General features: G+C 71.3%; 18 protein-coding genes. 13 read left to right on the top strand and 5 right to left on the bottom strand.

Features of this window, described 5'->3' with window-relative positions; translation table 11 throughout:
- Positions 1-18: 18 nt before the first annotated feature.
- From AC3ENX_RS04760 to AC3ENX_RS04750, 3 genes are all read right to left on the bottom strand, one after another.
- Positions 19-792, bottom strand: a complete 774-nt coding sequence (locus tag AC3ENX_RS04760) for a DNA-formamidopyrimidine glycosylase family protein (protein ID WP_434810711.1) — start codon at positions 790-792, stop codon at positions 19-21.
- 8 nt (positions 793-800) lie between these two features.
- Positions 801-5,573 carry an Lhr family ATP-dependent helicase gene (locus tag AC3ENX_RS04755; RefSeq protein WP_434810710.1) on the bottom strand — a complete coding sequence of 1,591 codons (4,773 nt, stop codon included), beginning with the start codon at positions 5,571-5,573 and terminating at the stop codon, positions 801-803.
- A gap of 118 nt (positions 5,574-5,691) precedes the next feature.
- Positions 5,692-7,389, bottom strand: a complete 1,698-nt coding sequence (locus AC3ENX_RS04750; RefSeq protein ID WP_434810709.1) for an ABC-F family ATP-binding cassette domain-containing protein — start codon at positions 7,387-7,389, stop codon at positions 5,692-5,694.
- Positions 7,390-7,672: 283 nt separating this feature from the next.
- Here AC3ENX_RS04750 and AC3ENX_RS04745 point away from each other — a divergent pair, with 283 nt between their 5' ends.
- Positions 7,673-7,933, top strand: coding sequence for a hypothetical protein (locus AC3ENX_RS04745; protein WP_434810708.1), 261 nt, complete (start codon positions 7,673-7,675; stop codon positions 7,931-7,933).
- Between the two features lie 110 nt (positions 7,934-8,043).
- Here the strand turns inward: AC3ENX_RS04745 and AC3ENX_RS04740 are convergent, their stop codons facing one another.
- Positions 8,044-8,667 (bottom strand): TetR/AcrR family transcriptional regulator, encoded by a 624-nt coding sequence (locus AC3ENX_RS04740; RefSeq protein ID WP_434810707.1) that lies wholly within the window; start codon positions 8,665-8,667, stop codon positions 8,044-8,046.
- 93 nt (positions 8,668-8,760) lie between these two features.
- Between AC3ENX_RS04740 and AC3ENX_RS04735 the strand changes: the two genes are divergently transcribed.
- From AC3ENX_RS04735 to AC3ENX_RS04690, 10 genes are all read left to right on the top strand, one after another.
- On the top strand, positions 8,761-9,504 hold the full coding sequence (locus AC3ENX_RS04735) for an enoyl-CoA hydratase/isomerase family protein (RefSeq protein WP_434810706.1): 744 nt from the start codon (positions 8,761-8,763) through the stop codon (positions 9,502-9,504).
- On the top strand, positions 9,501-10,349 hold the full coding sequence (locus AC3ENX_RS04730) for a 3-hydroxyacyl-CoA dehydrogenase family protein (RefSeq protein ID WP_434810705.1): 849 nt from the start codon (positions 9,501-9,503) through the stop codon (positions 10,347-10,349). Before AC3ENX_RS04735 ends, AC3ENX_RS04730 begins: the two co-directional genes overlap by 4 nt.
- Positions 10,349-12,409 carry a phenylacetic acid degradation bifunctional protein PaaZ gene (gene paaZ, locus AC3ENX_RS04725; RefSeq protein WP_434810704.1) on the top strand — a complete coding sequence of 687 codons (2,061 nt, stop codon included), beginning with the start codon at positions 10,349-10,351 and terminating at the stop codon, positions 12,407-12,409. Before AC3ENX_RS04730 ends, paaZ begins: the two co-directional genes overlap by 1 nt.
- A gap of 35 nt (positions 12,410-12,444) precedes the next feature.
- On the top strand, positions 12,445-12,828 hold the full coding sequence (gene paaI, locus AC3ENX_RS04720) for a hydroxyphenylacetyl-CoA thioesterase PaaI (protein WP_434810815.1): 384 nt from the start codon (positions 12,445-12,447) through the stop codon (positions 12,826-12,828).
- A gap of 180 nt (positions 12,829-13,008) precedes the next feature.
- The gene (gene paaA, locus AC3ENX_RS04715; RefSeq protein WP_434810703.1) at positions 13,009-13,974 is read left to right on the top strand and encodes a 1,2-phenylacetyl-CoA epoxidase subunit PaaA; all 966 of its coding nucleotides are present in this window, start codon (positions 13,009-13,011) and stop codon (positions 13,972-13,974) included.
- The gene (gene paaB / locus AC3ENX_RS04710) at positions 13,971-14,276 is read left to right on the top strand and encodes a 1,2-phenylacetyl-CoA epoxidase subunit PaaB (RefSeq protein WP_434810702.1); all 306 of its coding nucleotides are present in this window, start codon (positions 13,971-13,973) and stop codon (positions 14,274-14,276) included. The genes paaA and paaB overlap by 4 nt, the downstream gene beginning before the upstream one ends.
- Entirely contained in the window at positions 14,273-15,100 is an 828-nt protein-coding gene (gene paaC / locus AC3ENX_RS04705) for a 1,2-phenylacetyl-CoA epoxidase subunit PaaC (RefSeq protein WP_434810701.1), read from the top strand. Before paaB ends, paaC begins: the two co-directional genes overlap by 4 nt.
- On the top strand, positions 15,094-15,606 hold the full coding sequence (gene paaD, locus AC3ENX_RS04700) for a 1,2-phenylacetyl-CoA epoxidase subunit PaaD (protein ID WP_434810700.1): 513 nt from the start codon (positions 15,094-15,096) through the stop codon (positions 15,604-15,606). The genes paaC and paaD overlap by 7 nt, the downstream gene beginning before the upstream one ends.
- Complete coding sequence (gene paaE, locus AC3ENX_RS04695) at positions 15,606-16,775, top strand: 1,2-phenylacetyl-CoA epoxidase subunit PaaE (protein WP_434810699.1); 1,170 nt, start codon at positions 15,606-15,608, stop codon at positions 16,773-16,775. The genes paaD and paaE overlap by 1 nt, the downstream gene beginning before the upstream one ends.
- Positions 16,776-16,794: 19 nt before the next feature.
- Positions 16,795-17,565: an enoyl-CoA hydratase/isomerase family protein gene (locus tag AC3ENX_RS04690; RefSeq protein WP_434810814.1), complete on the top strand. Its 771-nt coding sequence runs from the start codon at positions 16,795-16,797 to the stop codon at positions 17,563-17,565.
- Positions 17,566-18,093: 528 nt separating this feature from the next.
- Here AC3ENX_RS04690 and AC3ENX_RS04685 read toward each other — a convergent pair.
- Positions 18,094-18,744: an alpha/beta hydrolase gene (locus tag AC3ENX_RS04685; protein ID WP_434810698.1), complete on the bottom strand. Its 651-nt coding sequence runs from the start codon at positions 18,742-18,744 to the stop codon at positions 18,094-18,096.
- A gap of 118 nt (positions 18,745-18,862) precedes the next feature.
- Between AC3ENX_RS04685 and AC3ENX_RS04680 the strand changes: the two genes are divergently transcribed.
- Together AC3ENX_RS04680 and AC3ENX_RS04675 are read left to right on the top strand one after the other, a co-directional pair.
- Positions 18,863-19,480: an NUDIX hydrolase family protein gene (locus AC3ENX_RS04680; protein WP_434810697.1), complete on the top strand. Its 618-nt coding sequence runs from the start codon at positions 18,863-18,865 to the stop codon at positions 19,478-19,480.
- A gap of 84 nt (positions 19,481-19,564) precedes the next feature.
- Positions 19,565-21,475: a M3 family metallopeptidase gene (locus AC3ENX_RS04675; RefSeq protein WP_434810696.1), complete on the top strand. Its 1,911-nt coding sequence runs from the start codon at positions 19,565-19,567 to the stop codon at positions 21,473-21,475.
- Positions 21,476-21,490: the final 15 nt, after the last annotated feature.

Genomic DNA, 21,490 nt, shown 5'->3' with positions numbered 1-21,490 from the left:
GCCCCTCGAGGTCGCGGTTCAGGGCTGGCACATCGGGCACCAGAACACGATGCGCTCCGCGGTCGCCGATTCGCCCAGGTCGGTGCGCGCGATGAGTGTGCCGCAGCGGCGGCACGGCTTGCCCTCGCGGCGGTACACCCACGTCTGCCGCCCGGGTCTGCTGTCGCCTGTGAACGTGCGCGGCACACGGTCGCGGTTGGCGCGGATCATCCGTGCCCCGGTGTCGATGAGTCCCGTGACGTCGACATCACGGGCGCGGGCGGTGGGGCGGATGCCGCGGACGAACAGCAGCTCGTTCGCATACTCGTTGCCGAACCCGGCGACGTTGCGCTGGTCGAGCAGCGCGACGTGGATCGCCCGGTCGTCTGCGGCGAGGCGGCGCGCGGCGTCGGCCGCATCCCAGTCGGGGCCGAGCGGATCGGGACCGAGGTGCCCGACGACGCGGCCTTCGTCGGCGGTGGGCAGCACTTCGACCATCGCGAGGTCGTAGCCGACGGCTTCGGCGCGGGCGGTCGCGACGATCGCGCGGGCGCGGAACGCGGGTTTGCGCCACCGGTCGCCGGGGCGATGCACGGCCCACTCGCCCTCCATCTTGAGGTGGGAATGCAGGGTCTGGTCGCCGATGCGCATCAGCAGGTGTTTGCCGCGCGGGGTCACATCGCGCACGTGCTGCCCGGTGAGGTCGGCGGTCGCCGAACCGGGCACGCGGATGTCGAAGCGCGTGACCGCGCCGCCCGCGAGCGCGTCATGCAGGCGCTTCGCGGTGCGGAAGACGGTGTCGCCCTCAGGCATGCGCTCGCTCAGCCATGGGTCGCCTTGCGCAGGGTGAGGCCGCGTGCTGATTCGACGAACCCGCCGTCGCGGAGGGCGCGACCGGCGGCCGACGTGTAGACGAACTCGCCGTTGACCTGCTCGACCGTCAGGGTCTCGAGTCGCCGCGCGCGGGAGGTCGCGACGAGGTCGCGCGCGGCAGCGGCGAGCACATCGGCGTCGTCGGTGAAGGCGAGGGCGGTGCGTCCGCCGCGTTCGAGGTACAGGCTGAGGGCGCCGTCGACGAGTACGACGAGCCCGCCGGCCTTGCGACCCGGTCGATGCGAGACGCCCTCGAGCGCCGGCCACGGCAGCGCCGCGCCGTACGGATTCGCGGGGTCGGTCGCAGCGAGGGTGATCGCCTGGAGCGGTGCCGGGTCGGCGACGGAGGCGTATTCGCGAAGCCGGTCGACCGTGGCGGATGCCGCGAACTGCGCGGCGCCGAGCTTCTCGATGAAGTAGCCGCGGCGGCAATGCCCGGCATCCTCGAATCCGGCCAGGGTGCGGTAGGTCTGCGCGAAGCCGCCGGGCGTGCCCTCTGCCTGCACGGATCCGCGGGTGACGACGCCGTAGCGGTCGAGCAGCAGGCTCGCCGAGGCGGTCGCGCGCAGGGCGAGATCGGCGGATGCCGCGGGCAGCAGCGACCAGCGGCCTCCGACGAGCGGTGGTCGCTGCGGCGCCGTCGGGCGTGCCAGCGAGGTGCCGCGGAACATGCGGGTGCGCGGGGTGCGGCGTGCGGTGCGGTGCGCCTGCGATCCGCCGCCGAGCAGCGACCGCACCGGCGCGAAGGTGTCGTTCGTGATGCGCCCGGCCCATGCGAGCGACCAGAGCGCGTCGACGACGGACTGTTCGTTCTCGGCCGCCGTCATGCCGACCAGTTGGGCCGCGAAGTAGGCGCCGCCCGCGCCGAGGGCGTCGAGCACGCGCGTTTCGAGCGGTGACGGGTCGTGCTCCTGCGGGGCCAGAGTGAGTGGTGCCGCGTCGGCGGGATGCAGGGCGACCCAGCCGTCACGGCCGGGCAGTGCGCCGTGTCCCGACCAGACGACCTCGCCGGTCGCGGTGAGCTCGTCGAGCATGGCCGGGGCGTAGTCGCGCACCCGCGATGGCAGGATGAGCGACTCCCACGCGCTCGCCGGCAGCGGCACGCCCGCGAGCTGCTCGACGACTGCGAGCACGCCGTCGATGCCTTCCAGCGGTCGGGTCAGATGCTGCCACACGGGCAGGAACCGTGCGTACGCGGCGGGTGAGACGGGTTCGACGGCGCCGCGGATCGCCGCGAGCGAGCGCAGCCGCAGCCGCCGAAGCACCTCGGTGTCGCACCACTCCAGGTCATCGCCGCTCGCGGATTCTGCGGGCAGGAAGTATCCGCTCGACAGCCGCCCCTGCGATTCGAGGCGCTGCAGCGTCTGCCGCGCGACGGCGGTGCCCACACCGAGTCGTGCGGCGACGTCAGACGTGCGGAACGGACCGTGCGTGCGTGCGTGCCGTGCGACGAGATCGGCGAGCGGATCGACGACCGGTTCGAGGAAGGCGGTCGGGATGCCGACGGGCAGCGCTGCGCCGAGCGCGTCGCGCAGGCGCCCGGCGTCCTCGATGGCAGCGACCCGTGCGACTCCCGCGACGGTCACCGGGATCGCCCGCCGCGCCGCGATGAGCGCGTCGAGGTGCGCCTGCGCGGTCGCCGGCGTGGCAGACGGCTCGGGATCCCCCGGTGGTCGAGTGCCGTGGCGCGGCGACGGTGTATCGAGACCCGCCTCACCCTCCGGAGCCAGCCGCGCCGCGACTTCCTCGGCATCCAACGGTCCGAGCAGTCGCAGCAGGTCGGCGGCGCCCTCGACCCCACGCACCCGACGGTCGGGCGCGAGCCGCTGCACCTCGGCCTCGAACTGGGCGATGATCGCGGGGTCGAGCAGCTCACGCATCTCGACCTTGCCGAGCAGCTCGCTCAGCAGCGCCGGGTCGACCGCGAGGGCCGCTGCACGCCGTTCGGCCAGCGGCGAGTCGCCCTCGTACATGAACGCGCCGACGTACCCGAACAGCAGGTCGCGCGCGTACGGTGACGGCTGGCTCGTCGTGGTCTCGACCAGCCGGATGCGGCGGTCGCCGATCGCGCGAGCGAGGCGGAGCAGGGCGGGCAGGTCGTAGACGTCCTGCAGCACTTCGCGCAGCGTCTCCAGGATGATCGGGAACGTCGGATGCCGCCGCGCCACCTCGAGCAGTTGCGCCGACTTCTGGCGCTGTTGCCAGAGCGGCGACCGGCGGTTCGGGTTCAACCGCGGCAGAAGCAGCGCGCGGGCCGCGCATTCCCGGAACCGTGAGGCGAACAGGGCTGAGCCGCCGACCTCGTCGGTGACGAGCTGTTCGAGCTCGTCGGGTTCGAAGACGAACAGCTCCGCGCCGGGCGGTTCAGTGTCGGCATCCGGTACCCGCGCGATGATGCCGTCGTCGCTCGCGACCGCCGCGCCCTCGACCCCGAGACGCTCGCGGATGCGGGCGTTGACGGCCAGCGCCCACGGTGCGTGCACGTGCATGCCGTACGGGGAATGCAAGATGACGCGCCAGTCGCCGACTTCGTCGCGCGACCGTTCGACGGTGAGCGTGCGGTCGGTCGGGAGACTGCCGGTCGCCTCGCGCTGTTCGGAGAGGTACGACAGCAGATTGCCGATCGCGTTGTCGTCGAGACCCGATTCGCGCAGGCGCGCAGTGGCCTTCTCGGGGCCTGCGGCCGACACCTCGCGGGTGAAGGCGCCGAGGGCTTCGCCGAGCTCCGCGGGTCTGCCGAGGCCGTCGCCGTGCCAGAACGGCAGTTTACCGGGCTGCCCGAACGCAGGGGTCACATTGACGCGGTCGTGGGTGATCTCGACGATGCGCCACGACGTCGTACCGAGCGTGAACACGTCGTTCACGCGCGACTCGTAGACCATCTCCTCGTCGAGTTCGCCGACCCGGGCGTTCCGGGTCTCGCCCGCGACGAACACCCCGAACAGTCCGCGGTCGGGAATCGTGCCGCCGCTCGTGACCGCGACCCGTTGCGCGCCGGGGCGACCGGTGAGCGTGCCGTGATCGCGGTCCCAGATGACGCGGGGCCGCAGTTCGGCGAACTCGTCGGACGGGAATCGCCCCGACAACAGGTCGAGCGTCGCCTCGAACGCCGACCGCGGCAGGGTGCGGAACGGGGCGGAGCGCCGCACCGTCTCGAACCACTCCTCGACGTCGATCGGTGCGAGGGCGGATGCCGCGATCGTCTGCTGCGCGAGGATGTCGAGCGGGTTGGACGGGACCGCGATCGCTTCGATCTTGCCCGCCAGCATCCGCTCGGTGACGACGGCGGTGTGCAACACGTCGCCGCGGTGCTTCGGGAACAGTGACGCCTTGCTGATCTCGCCCACCTGGTGGCCGGCGCGACCCACGCGCTGCAGCCCGGACGCGGCCGACGGCGGCGCTTCGACCTGGATGACGAGGTCGACGGCGCCCATGTCGATGCCGAGTTCGAGGCTGCTCGTCGCGACGACGCAGCGGAGGATGCCGGATTTCAGCTCGTCTTCGACCTGCGCGCGCTGCTCCTTCGACACTGACCCGTGGTGCGCCTTCGCGAGCACCGGGTCGGCGCCCGCGCTGACCCCGGCTTGCGCCATCATTTGCGCGGGGGGTCTCGATACACCGTCGCTGCGCGACGGCACTCGACCACCGGGCGAGCGTTCGGTCGTTGAGCGAGCGGAGCGAGACGAAACGCCCTCGCCATCCCCTGCGCCGAGCCGCTCCTCGTAGATCTCGTTGAGCCGTCCGGTGAGTCGTTCGGCGAGGCGGCGCGAGTTGGCGAACACGATCGTGGAGCGGTGGTCGAGGATGCGGTCGACGATCGCCTCTTCGACGTGCGGCCACACGGATCCGGTCATCTCCGTCGTCTGCGGCGGCGTGTACCAGTCGTCGCCATCGCCCGTGTCGCCGGCGGCCTCGGCATCCGGTTCGTCGGGTGCGCCGGCCGGCGCCGGCGGGTTCGACATGTCTTCCATCGGCACGACGACGCTGAGGTCGAACGTCTTGCTCGCCCGCGGCGCGACGATCTCGACCGGCGCCGCCCCGCCGAGGAACCGGGCGACCTCGTCGATGGGCCGAACGGTCGCCGAGAGGCCGATCCGCTGCGCCGGTTTCTCGAGCAGCGCGTCGAGGCGTTCGAGGCTTACGGCCAGGTGCGCGCCGCGCTTGGTGGCGGCGACAGCGTGCACCTCGTCGACGATCACGGTGTGCACGCCGCGGAGCGTCTCGGCCGCCTGCGACGTGAGCATGAGGTACAGCGACTCGGGCGTCGTGATGAGGATGTCGGGTGGATCAGTGACCAACCGGCGACGGTCGGCCGAGGTCGTGTCGCCCGAGCGCACGCCGACCGTGACCTCGGGCACCGGGATGCCGAGGCGACGGGCGGACTGCCCGATGCCGACCAGCGGTGAACGGAGGTTGCGCTCCACGTCGACGCCGAGCGCCTTGAGTGGCGAGATGTAGAGGATGCCGGTGGTCCCGGCATCCTTCTTCCGGCGCGAGCCTTTGGTCGCCGGCACCGTCACCGGCTTGTCGCGGAAGACCCGGTCGATCGCCCACAGGAACGCCGACAGGGTCTTGCCCGATCCGGTCGGCGCCACGACAAGTGCGTGCTTGCCAGCCGAGATCGCCTCCCACGCCCCGGTCTGCGCCGACGTGGGCGCCGAGAACGCGCTCCGGAACCAGTCCTGCGTCGCAGGACCGAAGCGCTCGAGCACGTCAGCCATCCCCTTATCTTCGCGCGCACCGCCGACATCGGCATCCTCGCGATCGGGACGCACTCGCAGGACGCGTGTGGCGGCATCCGGGATGCCGAAGCGACCACACGCGCCCTGCAAACGCGACTCAGGCTATGACCAACTCCCGAACAGTCAACGCTCCCTCGCGCAGTTCGAGCACCAGGTCGGGCTCGAGGCGCGCAAGGAACGCGTCGTCGTGGCTCACGACGAGCACCGCGCCGCGGTAGGCGGACAGTGCTGCGACGAGTTGGTCGACCGTGTCGAGGTCGAGGTTGTTCGTCGGCTCGTCGAGGATCAACAGCTGCGGTGGCGGATCGGCCAGCAGCAGCCGGGCCAGCGCGACCCGAAAGCGCTCGCCGCCCGACAGTGCCGCCACGGGGCGCAGCACGGTGTCACCGCGCACGAGGAACCGGGCGAGCCGGTTGCGCAACTCCACATCGCCGACCCCGGGCGCTGCCCGCCGCATCGCGTCGAGCACGGTCTCGTCGTCGCTGAGCCCATCCATCCGCTGCGACAGGTATCCGATCCGGTCGGTGTGCGCTGACGCCCGTACCGAACTCCTCAGTTTCTGGTCGGATGCCGGGGACTCGGCCGATTCCGGCCCCCTATCGCCCGAAACTGAGGAGTTACGCACGCCATCGCCGTCATCGTCACCCCCGCCGGATGCGACGAGCCGCTCCAGCAGCGTCGTCTTGCCCGCGCCGTTCGGCCCGATGAGCGCGACGCGCTCCGGGCCCTGGATCACCCACTCGCGCTCCGCGTCGCCGAGCGTCGCGATGCGCCGGCCGGCTGCGACCGCAGGGTCGGGCAGGTCGATGCGTACGGCGTCGTCGTCGCGGACGCGCCGCTGCGCGGCATCCAGCGCCGACCTCGCCGACGCCTCCTTCGCGGAGGCCTCGCCACGCAGCTTGCCGGCCGACACCTGGGCGGCGTTCTTGCGGTTGCCGGCGACGATCCCGGGCACGCGCTTCTCGGCGAACGCCTTCGCGCCCATCGCCTGCCGCGTCGCGATCGTCGCCTCCGCAGCGATCCGGTCGCGCTTCTCGCGCCGCAGCACCTGCCGCGCGGCTGTCTCGGCCTGCTGGGCCGCAGCCTGTTCGGCATCGAGCCACGCCCGCCACTGCGAGTACGGCCCGCCGAACACCGACAGGGTGTCGTCGTAGAGCTCGGCGGTGTCGTCCATGAGCTCGAGCAGCGCGGTGTCGTGGCTCACCACGATAAGCGTGCCCCGCCACGTGCGCACGAGCTCGTGCACGCGCGCGCGGGCGTCGCGGTCGAGGTTGTTCGTCGGCTCGTCGAGCAGCGCAATCGGCGCACCGCGCAGCCGCACGCCGACCAGTGCTGTGAGCACGGCCTCGCCGCCGGAGAGCTGCCCGACCGTGCGGTCGAGGGCATCCGGCGGCAGCCCCGCCTCGGCAAGCGCGGCGCCGGCGCGCGCTTCGACATCCCAGTCGTCGCCGACCTCGTCGAACCGGGCGGGGTCGACGTCACCGGCGGCGATTGCGCGCACGGCATCCAATGCTCGGGCGATGCCGAGCACGTCGGCGACGCGACGACCGGTGTCGAGCGTGAGCCGCTGGGGGAGCAGGTCGACGGTGCCGGTCGTCGAGATCGAACCCGAGGTGGGCGCGAGGTCACCGGCGATCAACCGGATGAGCGTGGTCTTGCCGGAGCCGTTGCGGCCGACGAGGCCCGTGCGTCCCGCGGGGAACGCGCCGCTCACGTCCCGAAGGGAGACCGTGCCGTCGGGCCAGGTGTGATGCAGGCGGTCGAGGACGACCGCGGGTTGAGGTGTCTGGGGCATGGGGTGCCTCCGTTCGTGTCGGTTGCGGACGCGCAGACACGACGGACACCGGATGCCTTCAAGAGGCCGGATGGCTGACGGTCGGCGCGGATGGAATCGCGCAGACTCGTCGGTGAACGTCCCGGAATCGGGGTCGACGGTTCAGCGCAGGATCACAGCGCGATCGCGTCGATTGCTTTCAACGGCTCTTCCTCACACTCGGGACAGGACCTCCCCATGGTAGCGGAGGCATCTCCGCCGTGGGAGGGATGCCGGGGCGCTCGCCCCTGCGTAGCGTCGAAGCATGGACGATCAGCAGCCCGATGACGCCGAGAAGGATGGCGATGGCACGAACTCGTGGGCCTGGGGTGCCGGGATCGCGATCGGACTCGGCGTCGGCATGTCGTTCGGCGTCGCGCTCGACAACATCGGCATTGGCGTCGCGCTCGGTGCGGGCATCGGTGTCGCGATCGCGATCGCGCTCGGCGCGGCATCCTCGAAGCCCGGCCGCGACGGCGACGCGCCCGACGACGACGCACCCGACGCGCCCGACTCCGCACGCTGAGTGGCACCCTTCGCCTGGCGCAAGTTGCGGCATCCGCGTCGGCTGACGACCAAACGTGCCAGGCGAGCGGCGGCGTGTCGACCATGCGCGCCAGGCGAACCGAGCCAGCGTCAGGCGCCCGGCACCCGCAGTCCGTCGAGGGCGATGCGCAGCACGTCGTCGGCGAGGATGCCGGGGTCGTCACCGCGCTCGGACCGGTACCACTCGGTGATGGAATTGACCATGCCGAAGATGAGGCGGGTGGCGACGGCGGCATCCACGTCGGGGCGGATCGCGCCCTCGGCCTGCGCCTCGCGCGTGAGGCCCGCGACGCGCTGGTCGAAGCTGCGACGACGAGCCAGGGCATCCCGCTCGACGTCGCTGTTTCCGTGCACGCGCAGCAGCAGCGTCACCGCCGGAAGGTGCGCGATCAGCACCTCGACGGCGGAGCGGATGACGAACGCGAGCCGGTCGGCAGCGGTTCCGGTCGTCGCGGCGGGCTCGTCGAGCACACCCTCCAGGGCGCCGAGGGCTTGGTCGAGCGCAACCCCGAGAAGCTCTTCTTTGCTGCGGAAGTGGTGGTACAGCGCACTCTTGGTGAGGCCGAAGCGCGCGGCGAGGTCGGCGACGCTCGTCGCGTCGTAGCCCTGCGTGATGAACAGCTGCACCGCGAGATCGAGGATCTGCTGCCGGTCGTAACCCGGGCGTCCCCTGCGACGCGCGGCGTCGTCGCCGGGTGCGCTCGTCGGTGCCATACGCACAGTCTGGCACCCCGCACGGCCGCGGCTGGTAGAAATACTGAACGAGCGGTAAGGTAATCGCAGTCGTCGTGATCGAAGGGGATGCCGATGGCCGAGCCGCTCCGCGTCGACCGACGCACCGACCGCGTCGTCGCGACCCTCGACCGTCCCGAGGTTCGCAACGCGATCGACCAGGCGACCATCGACGCCCTCCACGCGCTGTGCGCCGAGCTCGAGACCGACCCGCGGGTGTTGATCCTCACCGGCGCCGGGGGCGTCTTCGCGTCGGGCGCCGACATCGGACAGCTCCGCGAGCGCGGGGCCGACGACGCCCGCGCGGGCATCAATACGCACGCGTTCCGCCGGGTCGCCGCCCTCCCGATGCCGGTCATCGCGGCCGTCGACGGCTACGCGCTCGGCGGCGGCGCCGAACTCGCCTACGCCGCAGACCTTCGCATCGGCACGCCCGAGGTGCGCATCGGCAACCCAGAGCCGGGGCTTGGCATCATCGCCGCCGCCGGTGCGACCTGGCGGCTGCCGCAGCTCGTCGGCGACGCGCGGGCGGCCGAACTGCTGCTCACCGGGCGGATCCTCAGCGGCGCCGAAGCGCTCGAGTGGGGGCTGCTGTCGGCCCTGCATCCTGCCGACGGCCTGCTCGACGCCGCGCACGCGCTCGCCGACCGGATCGCCGCGCTCGACCCGCTCGCCGTGCGGCACACCAAGACCGCCCTGCGTGCCCCGGCCGACACCCACCCGGTGATCGAGCTGGAATTGCAGGCGGAGCTGTTCGAGTCGCCCGAGAAGCATCGACGCATGACGGCGTTCCTGGAGCGGAGGGAGCGGAAGCGATGATCCCGGAACGGGTCGGTGTCGTCGGCGGCGGGCGGATGGGTGCGGGGATCGCGCATGCGTTCGTGCTGGCGGGCGCCACGGTGTGCGTCGTCGAGCGCGACGTGGCGGCGGCGGATGCCGCGGCATCCCGCATCGCGCAGAGCCTCGCGCGCAGCGTCGAGCGCGGCACGGTCGACGAACCGCTCGACGCGCTGCTCGCCCGCGTCGCCACGACTACCGACGCGGCCACCCTCGACGGCTGCGCGCTCGTCGTCGAGGCCGTGCCCGAAGACCGCGCGCTCAAGCACGATGCGCTCGCCCGCATCGAGGCGGCGGTCGCACCGGATGCCGTCATCGCCACGAACACGTCATCGATCCCGGTGGGCGACCTCGCCGGCATCCTGAACCGTCCTGAACGGTTCGTCGGGCTGCACTTCTTCAACCCGGTGCCCGCCTCCGCGCTCGTCGAGATCGTCGTCAGCGCCGCGACTGATCCCGAGGTCGTCGAACGCGCCACGCACTGGGTCGAAGCGCTCGGCAAGACGCCGATCGTCGTCGCTGACGCGCCCGGGTTCGCCTCCAGCCGGCTCGGTCTTGCGCTCGGGCTCGAGGCGATCCGCATGGTCGAAGAGGGGGTCGCGACGGCGGCCGACATCGACGCCGCGATGGAGCTCGGGTATCGGCATCCCACCGGTCCGCTGCGCACGACCGACCTCGTCGGGCTTGACGTGCGCCTGGGCATCGCGGAGCAGCTGCACGAACGACTCGGCGACCGGTTCGCCCCGCCACAACTGCTGCGCGACCTAGTGGCACGCGGCGACCTGGGGCGAAAGACCGGCCGCGGCTTCTACGAATGGAGTGACTGATGACCAACGTCCTGCCCAGCTATCTGCAGGGGGCGTGGTGGATGCCGGATGCCGCCGCCGACGCCGATGCGGCCGTCGTGCGCGACGCGTCGACGGGCGAGGAGGTCGCGCGTGTCAGCAGCGAGGGCGTCGACCTCGGCGGTGCGATCGAATATGCCCGCACCGTCGGACAGCGCAGCCTCGGCGAGATGACCTTCCACCAGCGCGCGATGCTGCTCAAGCAGTTCGCGATCGCGCTCACCGAGCGCAAGGGCGAGCTCTACGAGCTGTCGAAGCGCGCCGGCGCGACCGAGCGCGACTCGCTCAATGATGTCGACGGCGGCATCGGCGTGCTGTTCACCTATTCGTCGAAGGGGAGGCGCGAACTGGCCAACGCGCAGGTCGTCGTCGACGGCCCGGTCGAGCCGCTGTCGAAGGACGGGAGCTTCATCGGCCGTCACGTCTACACACGCCTGCCCGGCGTCGCGGTGCAGATCAACGCGTTCAACTTTCCGGTGTGGGGCGCGCTCGAGAAGTTCGCACCGGCCTTCCTCGCCGGCGTGCCGACGATCGTCAAACCCGCCACCCCCACCGCCTACGTCGCGGAAGCGTGGGTGCGGATGCTCGTCGAAACCGGCCTGCTGCCGGACGGCTCGCTGCAACTCGTGAGCGGTGCCGTGCCCGGACTGTTCGACCTACTGCGACTCGGCGACCTCGTCGGCTTCACCGGCAGCGCGTCGACGGCCGCCAAGCTGCGCGCGCAGGCGGCATCCGGGGTGCGGTTCACGAGCGAGACCGACTCGATCAACGCGTCCGTGCTCGGACCGGATGCCGCGCCCGGCACGCCCGAGTTCGATGCCTACGTCAAGCAGTGGATGGTCGAGCTCACCACGAAGGCGGGCCAGAAGTGCACCGCCATTCGCCGCGCGATTGTGCCCGAGGGGACGGTCGAACCGCTCGTCGCGGCGCTCGGCGAGAAACTCGCCGAGCGCGTCGTCATCGGCGACCCGCACGCCGAGGGCGTCACGATGGGGCCGCTCGTCTCGACCGCGCAGCGCGACGAAGTGCTGCGCAGCGTCGCGGCGCTGACGGATGCCGGTGGCCGCATCCTCCTCGGGTCCACCGACGCACCGGAGGTCGTCCGTGCCGACGGCTCGCGCGGGGTGGCGCCCGACGGCGCGTTCCTCGCCCCGCTCGTGCTCGGCTTCGACCCCGATGCCGGGACCGCCGTGCACGAGGTGGAGGCGTTCGGTCCGGTCAGCAGCATCCTCACCTACCGCGACCTCGACGAGGCCGCCGACCTCGTCGCGCGCGGCGGCGGGTCGCTCGTCACGAGCGTCGCGACTGCCGATCCCGGCGTCGCCGTCGCACTCATGTCGCGGATCGGCGCGGCCAACGGGCGTGTGCTGTTCCTCAGCCGCGAGAACGCCCGCACCTCGACCGGCCACGGCGCCCCGGTGCCGCACCTCGTGCACGGCGGTCCCGGACGGGCCGGCGGCGGCGAAGAGCTCGGCGGCATCCGCGCCGTGCTGCACCACATGCAGCGCACCGCCGTGCAGGGCTCGCCCGAGATGCTGACCGCGATCACCGGTGTCTGGCATCAGGGTGCTGCGGCGTCGGCGGACGGCGTGCACCCGTTCCGCAAGTCGCTCGCAGAGCTCCGCATCGGCGACCAGCTCGCCTCGCCCCTGCGGGCCGTCACGCTGGATGACATCGAGACGTTCGCGCACTTCACCGGCGACACGTTCTACGCGCACATGGATGAGGAATCCGCCGCCGCCAACCCGTTCTTCCCGGGGCGGGTCGCGCACGGCTACCTGCTCGTCTCGTGGGCGGCGGGCCTGTTCGTCGACCCCGATCCGGGCCCCGTGCTCGCCAACTACGGCCTCGAGAACCTGCGGTTCGTCACGCCGGTCTCGCCGGGCGACGAGATCGGGGTGGTGCTGACCGCGAAGCAGATCACGCCGCGCGAGACCGACGAATACGGCGAGGTGCGGTGGGATGCCGTCATCCGCAACCAACGCGACGAGATCGTCGCGACCTACGACGTGCTGACCCTGGTGGCCAAGGAGCCGGTGTGAGCCCGGGCTCGAATCTGGGCGAGTCGTCGCGGCCGATGTTGCGCGCGGACGCGGCATCCGCTGTCCTCGGCATGCGCATCGAACGCGACGAACCTGGGATCGCCGTCGTGTCGATGACGGTGCGCGCCGACATGCTCAACGGCTTCGCGATCACCCACGGTGGGCTCGTGTTCGCGCTCGCCGACACCGCCTTCGCCGTCGCCTGCAACGAAGACGACAAGGTCACGGTCGCCGCCGGTGCCGACATCACCTTCCTGCGCTCGACCGGCGAGGGCGACGTGCTCACCGCGACGGCTCGCCGCCGCATCCGCTCCGGCCGCACCGGCCTCTACGACGTGACCGTCACGGATGCCGCGGGCGAGATCGTCGCCGAGTTCCGTGGCCGCTCGGTGACCACCGACCGCCCGGCGCCGGCCTGATCCGACCCGCGTGCCGCCGCCCGCCCCGTGCGCAACTCCTCAGAAATCGCACGCGCACCCCCTGAAACGGGCGATCCTCGCCGTCCGGGCACCGAAACTCAGGAGTTACGCACCGGTTGTCGCCGCAACTCCCGCCGCGTACACTTTTTACTGAACGATCGGTCTGTAAAGGAGTCGACGATGACGACGGCAATGGCGCCGGAGATCGACGAGGCGGGGCAGGCGGCCTTCGACGAACTCATCGAGAAGGATTCGCGTGTCGAACCGCGCGACTGGATGCCGGATGCCTACCGGCGCACGCTCATCCGGCAGATCTCGCAGCACGCGCACTCCGAGATCATCGGCATGCAGCCCGAGGGCAACTGGATCACCCGTGCCCCGAGCCTCAAGCGCAAGGCGATCCTGATGGCGAAGGTGCAGGATGAGGCCGGTCACGGCCTCTACCTCTACTCGGCCGCGCAGACGCTCGGCATCACGCGCGACGAGATGACCGAGCAGCTCATCGACGGCCGTGCGAAGTACTCGTCGATCTTCAACTACCCGACCCCGTCTTGGGCCGACATGGGCGCGATCGGCTGGCTCGTCGACGGCGCCGCGATCTGCAACCAGGTGCCGCTGTGCCGCGCCTCCTACGGCCCATACGCCCGCGCGATGGTGCGCATCTGCAAAGAGGAGTCGTTCCATCAGCGGCAGGGGTTCGAGATCCTGCTCGCCCTCATGCAGGGCACGCCCTCGCAGCGCGAGATGGCACAGGAGTCGGTCAACCGCTGGTACTGGCCCTCGCTCATGATGTTCGGCCCGCCCGACGACCAGTCGCCGAACTCGGCGCGGTCGATGGCGTGGAAGATCAAGCGCTTCTCCAACGACGACCTGCGTCAGCGCTTCATCGGGATGCTGGTGCCGCAGGCCGAGATCCTCGGCGTCACGCTCCCCGACCCCGAGCTGCGGTGGGATGAGGATGCCGGCCGCTGGCACACGAGCGACATCGACTGGGATGAGTTCCACGAGGTGCTGTCGGGCCGCGGGCCGATGAACGCCGTCCGCATCCAGCACCGACGCGACGCACACGACGACGGTGCGTGGGTGCGCGAGGCCGCCGCCGCGTACGCCCGCAAGCAGGCAGCGCGAACCGAGGAGGCAGCATGACCACGGCAGGTGCATCCGAGGCCGAGACGTGGCCGATGTGGGAGGTGTTCGTTCGGGCATCCCGCGGGCTCAGCCACGTGCACGCCGGATCGCTGCACGCCCCCGACGCCGAGATGGCCCTGCGCAACGCCCGCGACCTCTACACCCGCCGCGGCGAGGGCGTCTCGGTGTGGGTCGTGCCCGCTGATGCCATCACGACGAGCGATCCCGACAGCAAGGGCGCGTTCTTCGAGAGCCCCGCCGGCAAGAACTACCGACACGCCGTGTACTACACCGCGTCGGAGGGGGTGCCGCACCTGTGACCGCCGCATCCAGCACCGATCACGGCGACGTCACCGTCGAGCGCATCGAGCTGTCGGCCGAGCTCGCCGGCACGGATGCCGTCGCAACGCCCGACGTCGCCGAGTACGCGCTGTGGCTGGGCGATGACGCGCTCATCCTGTCGCAGCAGCTCGGCATGTGGATCGCCCGCGCGCCCGAGCTCGAAGAAGACGTCGCGCTCGCGAACATCGCGCTCGACCTGCTCGGCCACGCCCGCTCCCTCCTCCACTACGCAGGCACCGCGACGAACCGCACCGAAGACGACCTCGCGTATTGGCGCGACGAGCATGACTTCCGGTGCGCGTGGCTCTTCGAACAGCGAAACGGCGACTTCGCGCAGACGATCGTGCGGCAGCTCGCGGCATCCGTCTATCAGTTCGAGCTCTACACGGCGCTGCAGTCCTCGTCGGATGCGACGCTCGCCGCCGTCGCCGCGAAGGCCGTGAAAGAGGTCGAGTACCACCGCGACCACGCCGTGCAGTGGACGCTCCGGCTCGCCGGCGGCACCGACGAGTCGCGCCGCCGGATGCTGCGTGCGCCCTGTGACCTCTGGCCGTACGTCGACGAGCTGTTCCGCGACGAGCCGCTGCTCGACCGGCTCGACGGCATCGCCGTGCGTCCCTCGACGCTGCGGGCGCCATTCGACGCCGTCATCGCCGCGGTGTTCGCCGAAGCGGAGCTCACGGTACCCGAGACGCCGCCGTCCGCGGGCGGCGGGCGGCAGGGGCGGCACTTCCCGACGCTCGGGTTCCTGCTCGCCGAGATGCAGGTGCTCGCCCGGCAGCATCCGGGGGCGACATGGTGACCGCGACCGATGCCCGCCTCGCCCACGCCCGCGAAGTGGCCGCCGAGGTGCGCGACCCCGAAGTGCCGGTGCTGACGATCGCCGACCTCGGCATCCTGCGCGGCGTCACGCTCGACGGTGACCGGGTCGTCGTCACGATCACGCCCACCTACTCCGGTTGCCCCGCCGTCGACACGATCCGCGACGACGTCGTGCTCGCGCTCGCCGCCGCCGGGTTCGACGACGTCGAGGTGCGCACGACCCTCACCCCCGCGTGGACGACCGACTGGATGACCGAGACCGGCAAGCGCAAGCTCGCCGCGTTCGGCATCGCGCCGCCGACAGGCCGGGCAGCGGCATCCGGTCCTATCCCGGTCCGGCTCAGCCTGACCCGCCCCGCCGTCGCCTGCCCGCGCTGCGGCTCGACCGACACCCGCGAGGTCACCCGGTTCGCCTCGACGGCGTGCAAGGCGCTGTACGAATGTCGCGCGTGCCTCGAGCCCTTCGACCACTTCAAGGTGCACTGATGGCGCACCAGACGGATGCCGTCGCCGACACCCTGCTGCGCTCCGCCGTCGGCGGGCCGAGCGCCGGACGCACGCGCGCACGGTTCCACCCGCTCACCGTCGCCGAGGTGCGCCCGCTCACCGACGACGCCGTCGAGGTCACCTTCACGGTCCCCGACGACCTCGCCGACGCCTTCGACTACCTGCCTGGGCAGTACGTGGCACTGCGGGCGCAGATCGACGGTCACGAGCTGCGCCGCTCGTACTCGCTGTGCCGTCCGCCGCAGCGCGGCTCGGTGAGCGTCGGCATCAAGCGTGACGAGGGCGGGCTGTTCTCGACATGGGCGCAGACGCAGCTGCATCCGGGCGACGTCATCGACGTCATGAGCCCCGACGGGGCGTTCACCTCGGCACGTGTCGGGGGAGGACTGGATGCCGCAGACCTCGATGGTGCGCACATCGCCGGCATCGCGGCGGGCTCCGGCATCACGCCGCTGATGGCCCTCGCGACCGCCGTGCTCGGCCGGTCCGACACGTCGCGGTTCACCCTCGTCTACACGAACCGGTCGACGCCGGACGTGATGTTCCTCGAAGAGCTCGCCGACCTGAAGGACCGCTACCCGACCCGCCTCGCGCTGCATCACGTCCTCTCGCGCGAGCAGCGGTCGGCGCCGCTGCTGTCGGGGAGGATCGATGCGCAACGGCTCGGCACGATCCTCGACCGGCTCGTGCTGCCCGCCACCGTCGACGAGTGGTTCCTGTGCGGCCCGATCGACCTCGTGCAGCTGTGCCGGGACACCCTCGACGATCTCGGCGTCGACCGCGCGCACGTGCGGTTCGAACTGTTCACGACCGGCGACCACCCGCGCGGATCGGATCGCCCCGTCGTCGTGAAGGCCGGCGACCCGGTGCGCACGATAGAGCTGTCCCTCGACGGGCAGTCCTCGACGGTCGAATCGCCGGTCGCGGCGCGCGAGTCGATCCTCACCGCCGCGCTGCGGGTGCGCCCGGACGCCCCGTTCGCCTGCTCGGGCGGGGTCTGCGGCACCTGCCGCGCCAAGCTCATCGACGGCTCGGTGACGATGACCGAGAATTACGCGCTCGAACCCGACGAACTCGACGCCGGGTACGTGCTGACCTGCCAATCCCACCCGACGACCGACCGGGTCGTCGTCGACTACGACGTGTGAGGACCCGATGATCGACACCATGATCGACCTGCGCATCGACGGCGACGTCGCGATGATCGTGCTCAACAACCCCGACAAGCTCAACGCGCTCGACGAGCGGGCCGTCCGTGACCTGGATGCCGCGTACTCAGGCGCCGAGGCCGCAGGCGTCCGGGCGCTCGTGCTCCGCGGCGAGGGGCGCGCGTTCTGCGCCGGCCGCGACATCTCCGGCGTCGACCCGCGCACCGACGATGTGGCCGGCTACCTCGACGGGCTGGTCACCCCGCTGCTGCAGCGGATGGCCGCGTTCCCCGCACCGACCTTCGCCGCCGCGCACGGCGCGTGCCTCGGCGTAGGGCTGGGTCTGCTGATCGCGACCGACGTCGTCTACGTCGCCGAGAACGCGAAGATCGGCTCCCCGTTCGCGGCCCTCGGCGCGACGCTCGACTCCGGCGGGCACGCGCTGTTCTTCGAGCGCCTCGGCGCACACAAGACCCTCGACCTGATCTACACGGGGCGACTGATGACCGGCGCGGAGGCCGTGGCATCCGGCCTGTTCTCCCAGACCTTCCCTGCCGACACCGTGGTGGCCGAGACCGAGGCTGCGGCCGCGAAGGCGTCATCCGGGGCGACCGCCGCGTTCGTCGCCAGCAAGCAGCTCATCGCCTACCTCCGCGACCAGCGACTGGGCCTGTGGGCATCCATGACGACCGAGAACGCCGCGCAGGCTGCCCTCTGCGACACCGACGACTACCGCGAGGGCTTCGCCGCCTTCCAGGCCAAGCGCCCGCCCGTGTTCCACGGCCGCTGAGTGGGGCCAGTCGCCGCGCACCTGGCATCTTCCGATCCGGTTCAATATTCAGTCTGCGCGAGCCTGAATCGGCCGAAAACGGCCCGAATCGGTGGGTCAACGTCGCGGAGACTGAATGTTGCACGGCGGCGGCGGCATCGATCCGCACGTCGGATGCCGCGGCATCCACGGGCTCGCCGCGCGCGGCCGCCCGGTCGAGCACCGTCTGCATCGTGCGGTGAGCGGCGCTCGGTGACGTTCGCGCCGGCTGCGCGCCGCCCTGCAGCGACTCCGCGATGATGGCGCGCATCGCCTCACCCGGCATATCGGCCATCTGCGCGCGGATCACCCGCACCGCACCCTCGACACGTCCGCCACCGCCCGGGGTGCCCGCCACGAGCGCGTCACCGACACGACGATCGGGGTACAGATTCGACGGCGCGATGAGGGGGATGCCGCGAGCTCCGCGTATGCTGCCCGACGACGTTCGGCTGCTGCCCAGTAGTTCGTGAACGCTGCGTTTACAAGAGCGTCGGTCGCAGGGACGGCTCAGGACTCCAACTGCTTCGCGAGGAACGTCGCGACGTCGTCGAGCTCGTCCTGCGAAACGCTGTGCGTCAACCCCGCGTACACCCGCCCGCTGAGTTCGACATGCTCGGGCAGCCACTGCACGGTGTGCTCGACACGGTCTGCGGGAATCACCTCGTCGCGCGCGCCGCGGCCCCAGAACACCGGCGGCCGCAGGGCCTTGAGTGCCTCATCGGTCGGGAGCGGATCGGCATCCACGTACCCGGCGAGGTTCACGACGAACGCGACGCCCTCCGGCCGCAGCCGAAGCGCCTGCAACGCGATCGCCGCACCCTGCGAGAACCCCAGCATCCCCACCGACGCCGCGTCTGCCGCATGCGTGTCGAGCCAGTCGAGCACGGCCCGCGCGGATGCCGTGATCGCATCCGACCCGCGGCCCTCGAGCCCCTCGATCGGGTACCACGACCACCCCGGTGTCGGGAACGGCGGCGACAACGGCGCGCGCACGGAGGCGACCACGAAGCCCTCCGGCAGATACGGCGCGAGCCCGAACAGGTCGCGCTCGTCGGAGCCGTAGCCGTGCAGCAGCACCAGTAGCGGTTTGCCGGCGCGCTCTGGCTCGGGCGCCGACCAGATGACAGCATCCGCATCAAGAGTGAGATCGTCGGTCATTCCCTCATCCTGCCAAACGGCACCGACGCCGGCAGCTGGTGGTCGTACCGGCCCGTCCGCCCCGCGCCGTACCGGCCGGGCGCCCTGCGGTGCGGCGTGGCTGGGGTATACAGGATGCATGGCCGTCCGCACCCCCGACCCCGACCCGAACGAGCGCGACGACGACGGCGCACGTCCGGATCCGCTGCGGGGCCTCGGGTCGCTCGGTGGGGATGCCGCCAATCCGGCGTGGCTGACCGACGTCGAGCTCGCTGAAGCCCGCCGCCGGCTGCCGATGCTGTACGTCGAAGCGGTGCCGGTGCGCACCGACGGGATCGGCACGGTCACCGAGGTCGGCATCCTGCTGCGGGCGACGCCCGTCGGTGAGATTACCCGGACCATCGTCTCGGGGCGCGTCCGCTACGGCGAGCCGGTGCGCGACGCGCTGTTCCGCCACCTCGAGAACGACCTCGGTCCGATGGCGTTCCCGCTGCTGCCGCCGCAGCCGGTGCCGTTCACGGTCGCCGAGTACTTTCCGATCCCGGGCGTGAGCGCGTTCCACGATGACCGCCAGCACGCTGTGTCGCTCGCGTTCGTCGTGCCCGTCACGGGCACGTGCGAACCGCGCCAGGACGCGCTCGAGGTCACCTGGATGTCGCCGGAGGAGGCGGCATCCGAGTCGCTCGCCGCCGAGATGGAGGGCGGCCGCTCGACCCTCGTGCGCCTCGCCCTGGCATCCGTCGGCGCCCTGCGCTGACCCCGGTCGCGCCATGCGGCGACCGCCGGTGTGCACGGCCGGTCGCGCGTCCCCGACGTCGCATGCCGGCCGTAGGCTCGGAGGATGAGCGAACCTCTGCAGTTTCCGACCGATTCCGCCGGGTGGACGGCTTTCGTGACCGAGCGGCCGACCGCCGCGATCGCGACCGTCGCCGAGATGGATGCCGCCCTCAAAGCCGGCCCCGCCGATGCCGCCGCAGCCCTCGAGCTGTGGAACGACGCCGACATCGCGTTGTCGCAGGCGACGCATGAGGCGTACCTGCTGAGCGAGTCGCACCCCGATGGCGACGTGCGCGGGATCGCGGAGGAGCAGGTGCAGACCCTCGAGGCCCTCAGTGCGCAGCGCCTGCTCGACCGTGAGCTGTTCGCGGCGCTCGACGGTCTCGACACGGCGGGGCTCGACGATGAGCAGGTCAGGCTCCTCGAGCACACCCTGCGCGACTTCCGCCGCGGTGGCGTCGACCTGCCCGACGCCGTACGCGAGCGCGTGCGAGAACTCACCGACCGCGACACCGCGCTGAGCCTCGAATTCTCCCGCAATGTGCGCGACGGCAAACGCAGCGTCCGGGTCGCGCCCGAGGGGCTTGTCGGCCTCCCACAGGACTTCATCGACGCCCACCCCGCCGGCGACGACGGCCTCGTCGCGCTCACGACCGACTACCCCGACCTCATGCCGGTGCGCGAGTATGCGACCGACCGCGACACGCGCACAGCCCTCGTCGGCGCGTACAACGAGTTGGCATGGCCCGAGAACGACGCCGTGCTCGCCGAGCTCCTCGCCGTGCGCGAGGAGCGTGCCAAGCTGCTCGGCTACGGAGACTGGGCCGACTTCGAGACCGAGACCCGCATGATCGGCACCGGTGCGGCGATCGCCGAGTTCCTGCAGCGCCTCGACGTCGCGTCGCGCGATGCCGCCGACGCGGAGTACCCGATCCTCCTCGACCGGCTGCGGCAGGACGTGCCGGATGCCGAGGCCGTCACGATCGCCGACTTCTTCCACCTGCTGAGCGTGCTGAAGAAGGAGCGCTTCGACGTCGACGCGCAGGAAGTGCGTTCCTACTTTCCGTTCGAGAAGGTGCTGCCCGGCGTGCTGCAGACCACAGGGCGCCTCCTCGACGTCGAATACGTGCCGGTCGATACGCCCACCTGGCATGACGACGTGCATTCCTACGACGTCGTGCGCGGCAGCGAGCGGCTCGGCCGCATCCACCTCGATCTGCATCCGCGCGACGGCAAGTTCTCGCACGCCGCGTGCTTCGGGCTCGCGCCGGGCATCTCGGGGCGGGTGCTGGCAGAGTCGGTGCTGCTGTGCAACTTCTCGCGGGGCCTGCTCACGCACGACGAGGTCACGACGTTCTTCCACGAGTTCGGTCACCTCGTCCACGCGATCCTGGGCGGCGGACAGCGTTTCGCCCGCTTCACCGGTGTCGCGACCGAGTGGGACTTCGTCGAGGCGCCCAGCCAGCTGCTCGAGGAGTGGGCGTGGGATGCCGAGGTGCTGGCGACATTCACGGCGAACGCCGCGGGGGATCCGATCCCGGCCGACCTCGTCGAGAAGATGAAGGTCGCCGACGGTTTCGGCCGTGCGCTCGAGGTGCGCCGACAGCTCGGTCACGCGAACGTGTCGTACCACCTGCACGTCGACCGACCCGAAGATCTGCAGGCCGCGACCGAGCACTGGTACCGGGTCACGTCGCCCGTGCAGCCGCTCGCGGGCTTGCACTCGTATGCCGGGTTCGGGCACCTGACCGGCTACGGCGCCTGCTACTACACGTACCAGTGGAGCCTCGTCATCGCGCGCGACCTGCTGTCGGGGTTCGGCGGCGAGTTGCTGGACCCGACGGTCGCCGAGCGCTACCGCCGCGAGATCCTCGAGCCGGGTGGTTCGCGTGACGCTGCAGACCTCGTCGAATCGTTCCTCGGTCGCCCCTACGGCTTCGACGCCTACCGGGAGTGGCTCACGCCCGGCGCCTGACCGCGCGGCTACGCG

It is taken from the genome of Microbacterium sp. bgisy189 (genome assembly GCF_057707225.1).
Note: the sequence above shows the minus strand (reverse complement) of the source record. Positions and strands in the feature narration are given on the sequence as shown.

What these genes read in the sequence shown, in the direction of transcription:
- AC3ENX_RS04760 (WP_434810711.1), bottom strand. Translation starts at nt 792, where the DNA reads ATGCCTGAGGGCGACACCGTCTTCCGCACCGCGAAGCGCCTGCATGAC.
- AC3ENX_RS04755 (WP_434810710.1), bottom strand. Translation starts at nt 5,573, where the DNA reads ATGGCTGACGTGCTCGAGCGCTTCGGTCCTGCGACGCAGGACTGGTTC.
- AC3ENX_RS04750 (WP_434810709.1), bottom strand. Translation starts at nt 7,389, where the DNA reads ATGCCCCAGACACCTCAACCCGCGGTCGTCCTCGACCGCCTGCATCAC.
- AC3ENX_RS04745 (WP_434810708.1), top strand. Translation starts at nt 7,673, where the DNA reads ATGGACGATCAGCAGCCCGATGACGCCGAGAAGGATGGCGATGGCACG.
- AC3ENX_RS04740 (WP_434810707.1), bottom strand. Translation starts at nt 8,667, where the DNA reads ATGGCACCGACGAGCGCACCCGGCGACGACGCCGCGCGTCGCAGGGGA.
- AC3ENX_RS04735 (WP_434810706.1), top strand. Translation starts at nt 8,761, where the DNA reads ATGGCCGAGCCGCTCCGCGTCGACCGACGCACCGACCGCGTCGTCGCG.
- AC3ENX_RS04730 (WP_434810705.1), top strand. Translation starts at nt 9,501, where the DNA reads ATGATCCCGGAACGGGTCGGTGTCGTCGGCGGCGGGCGGATGGGTGCG.
- paaZ (WP_434810704.1), top strand. Translation starts at nt 10,349, where the DNA reads ATGACCAACGTCCTGCCCAGCTATCTGCAGGGGGCGTGGTGGATGCCG.
- paaI (WP_434810815.1), top strand. Translation starts at nt 12,445, where the DNA reads ATGTTGCGCGCGGACGCGGCATCCGCTGTCCTCGGCATGCGCATCGAA.
- paaA (WP_434810703.1), top strand. Translation starts at nt 13,009, where the DNA reads ATGACGACGGCAATGGCGCCGGAGATCGACGAGGCGGGGCAGGCGGCC.
- paaB (WP_434810702.1), top strand. Translation starts at nt 13,971, where the DNA reads ATGACCACGGCAGGTGCATCCGAGGCCGAGACGTGGCCGATGTGGGAG.
- paaD (WP_434810700.1), top strand. Translation starts at nt 15,094, where the DNA reads ATGGTGACCGCGACCGATGCCCGCCTCGCCCACGCCCGCGAAGTGGCC.
- paaE (WP_434810699.1), top strand. Translation starts at nt 15,606, where the DNA reads ATGGCGCACCAGACGGATGCCGTCGCCGACACCCTGCTGCGCTCCGCC.
- AC3ENX_RS04690 (WP_434810814.1), top strand. Translation starts at nt 16,795, where the DNA reads ATGATCGACCTGCGCATCGACGGCGACGTCGCGATGATCGTGCTCAAC.
- AC3ENX_RS04685 (WP_434810698.1), bottom strand. Translation starts at nt 18,744, where the DNA reads ATGACCGACGATCTCACTCTTGATGCGGATGCTGTCATCTGGTCGGCG.
- AC3ENX_RS04680 (WP_434810697.1), top strand. Translation starts at nt 18,863, where the DNA reads ATGGCCGTCCGCACCCCCGACCCCGACCCGAACGAGCGCGACGACGAC.
- AC3ENX_RS04675 (WP_434810696.1), top strand. Translation starts at nt 19,565, where the DNA reads ATGAGCGAACCTCTGCAGTTTCCGACCGATTCCGCCGGGTGGACGGCT.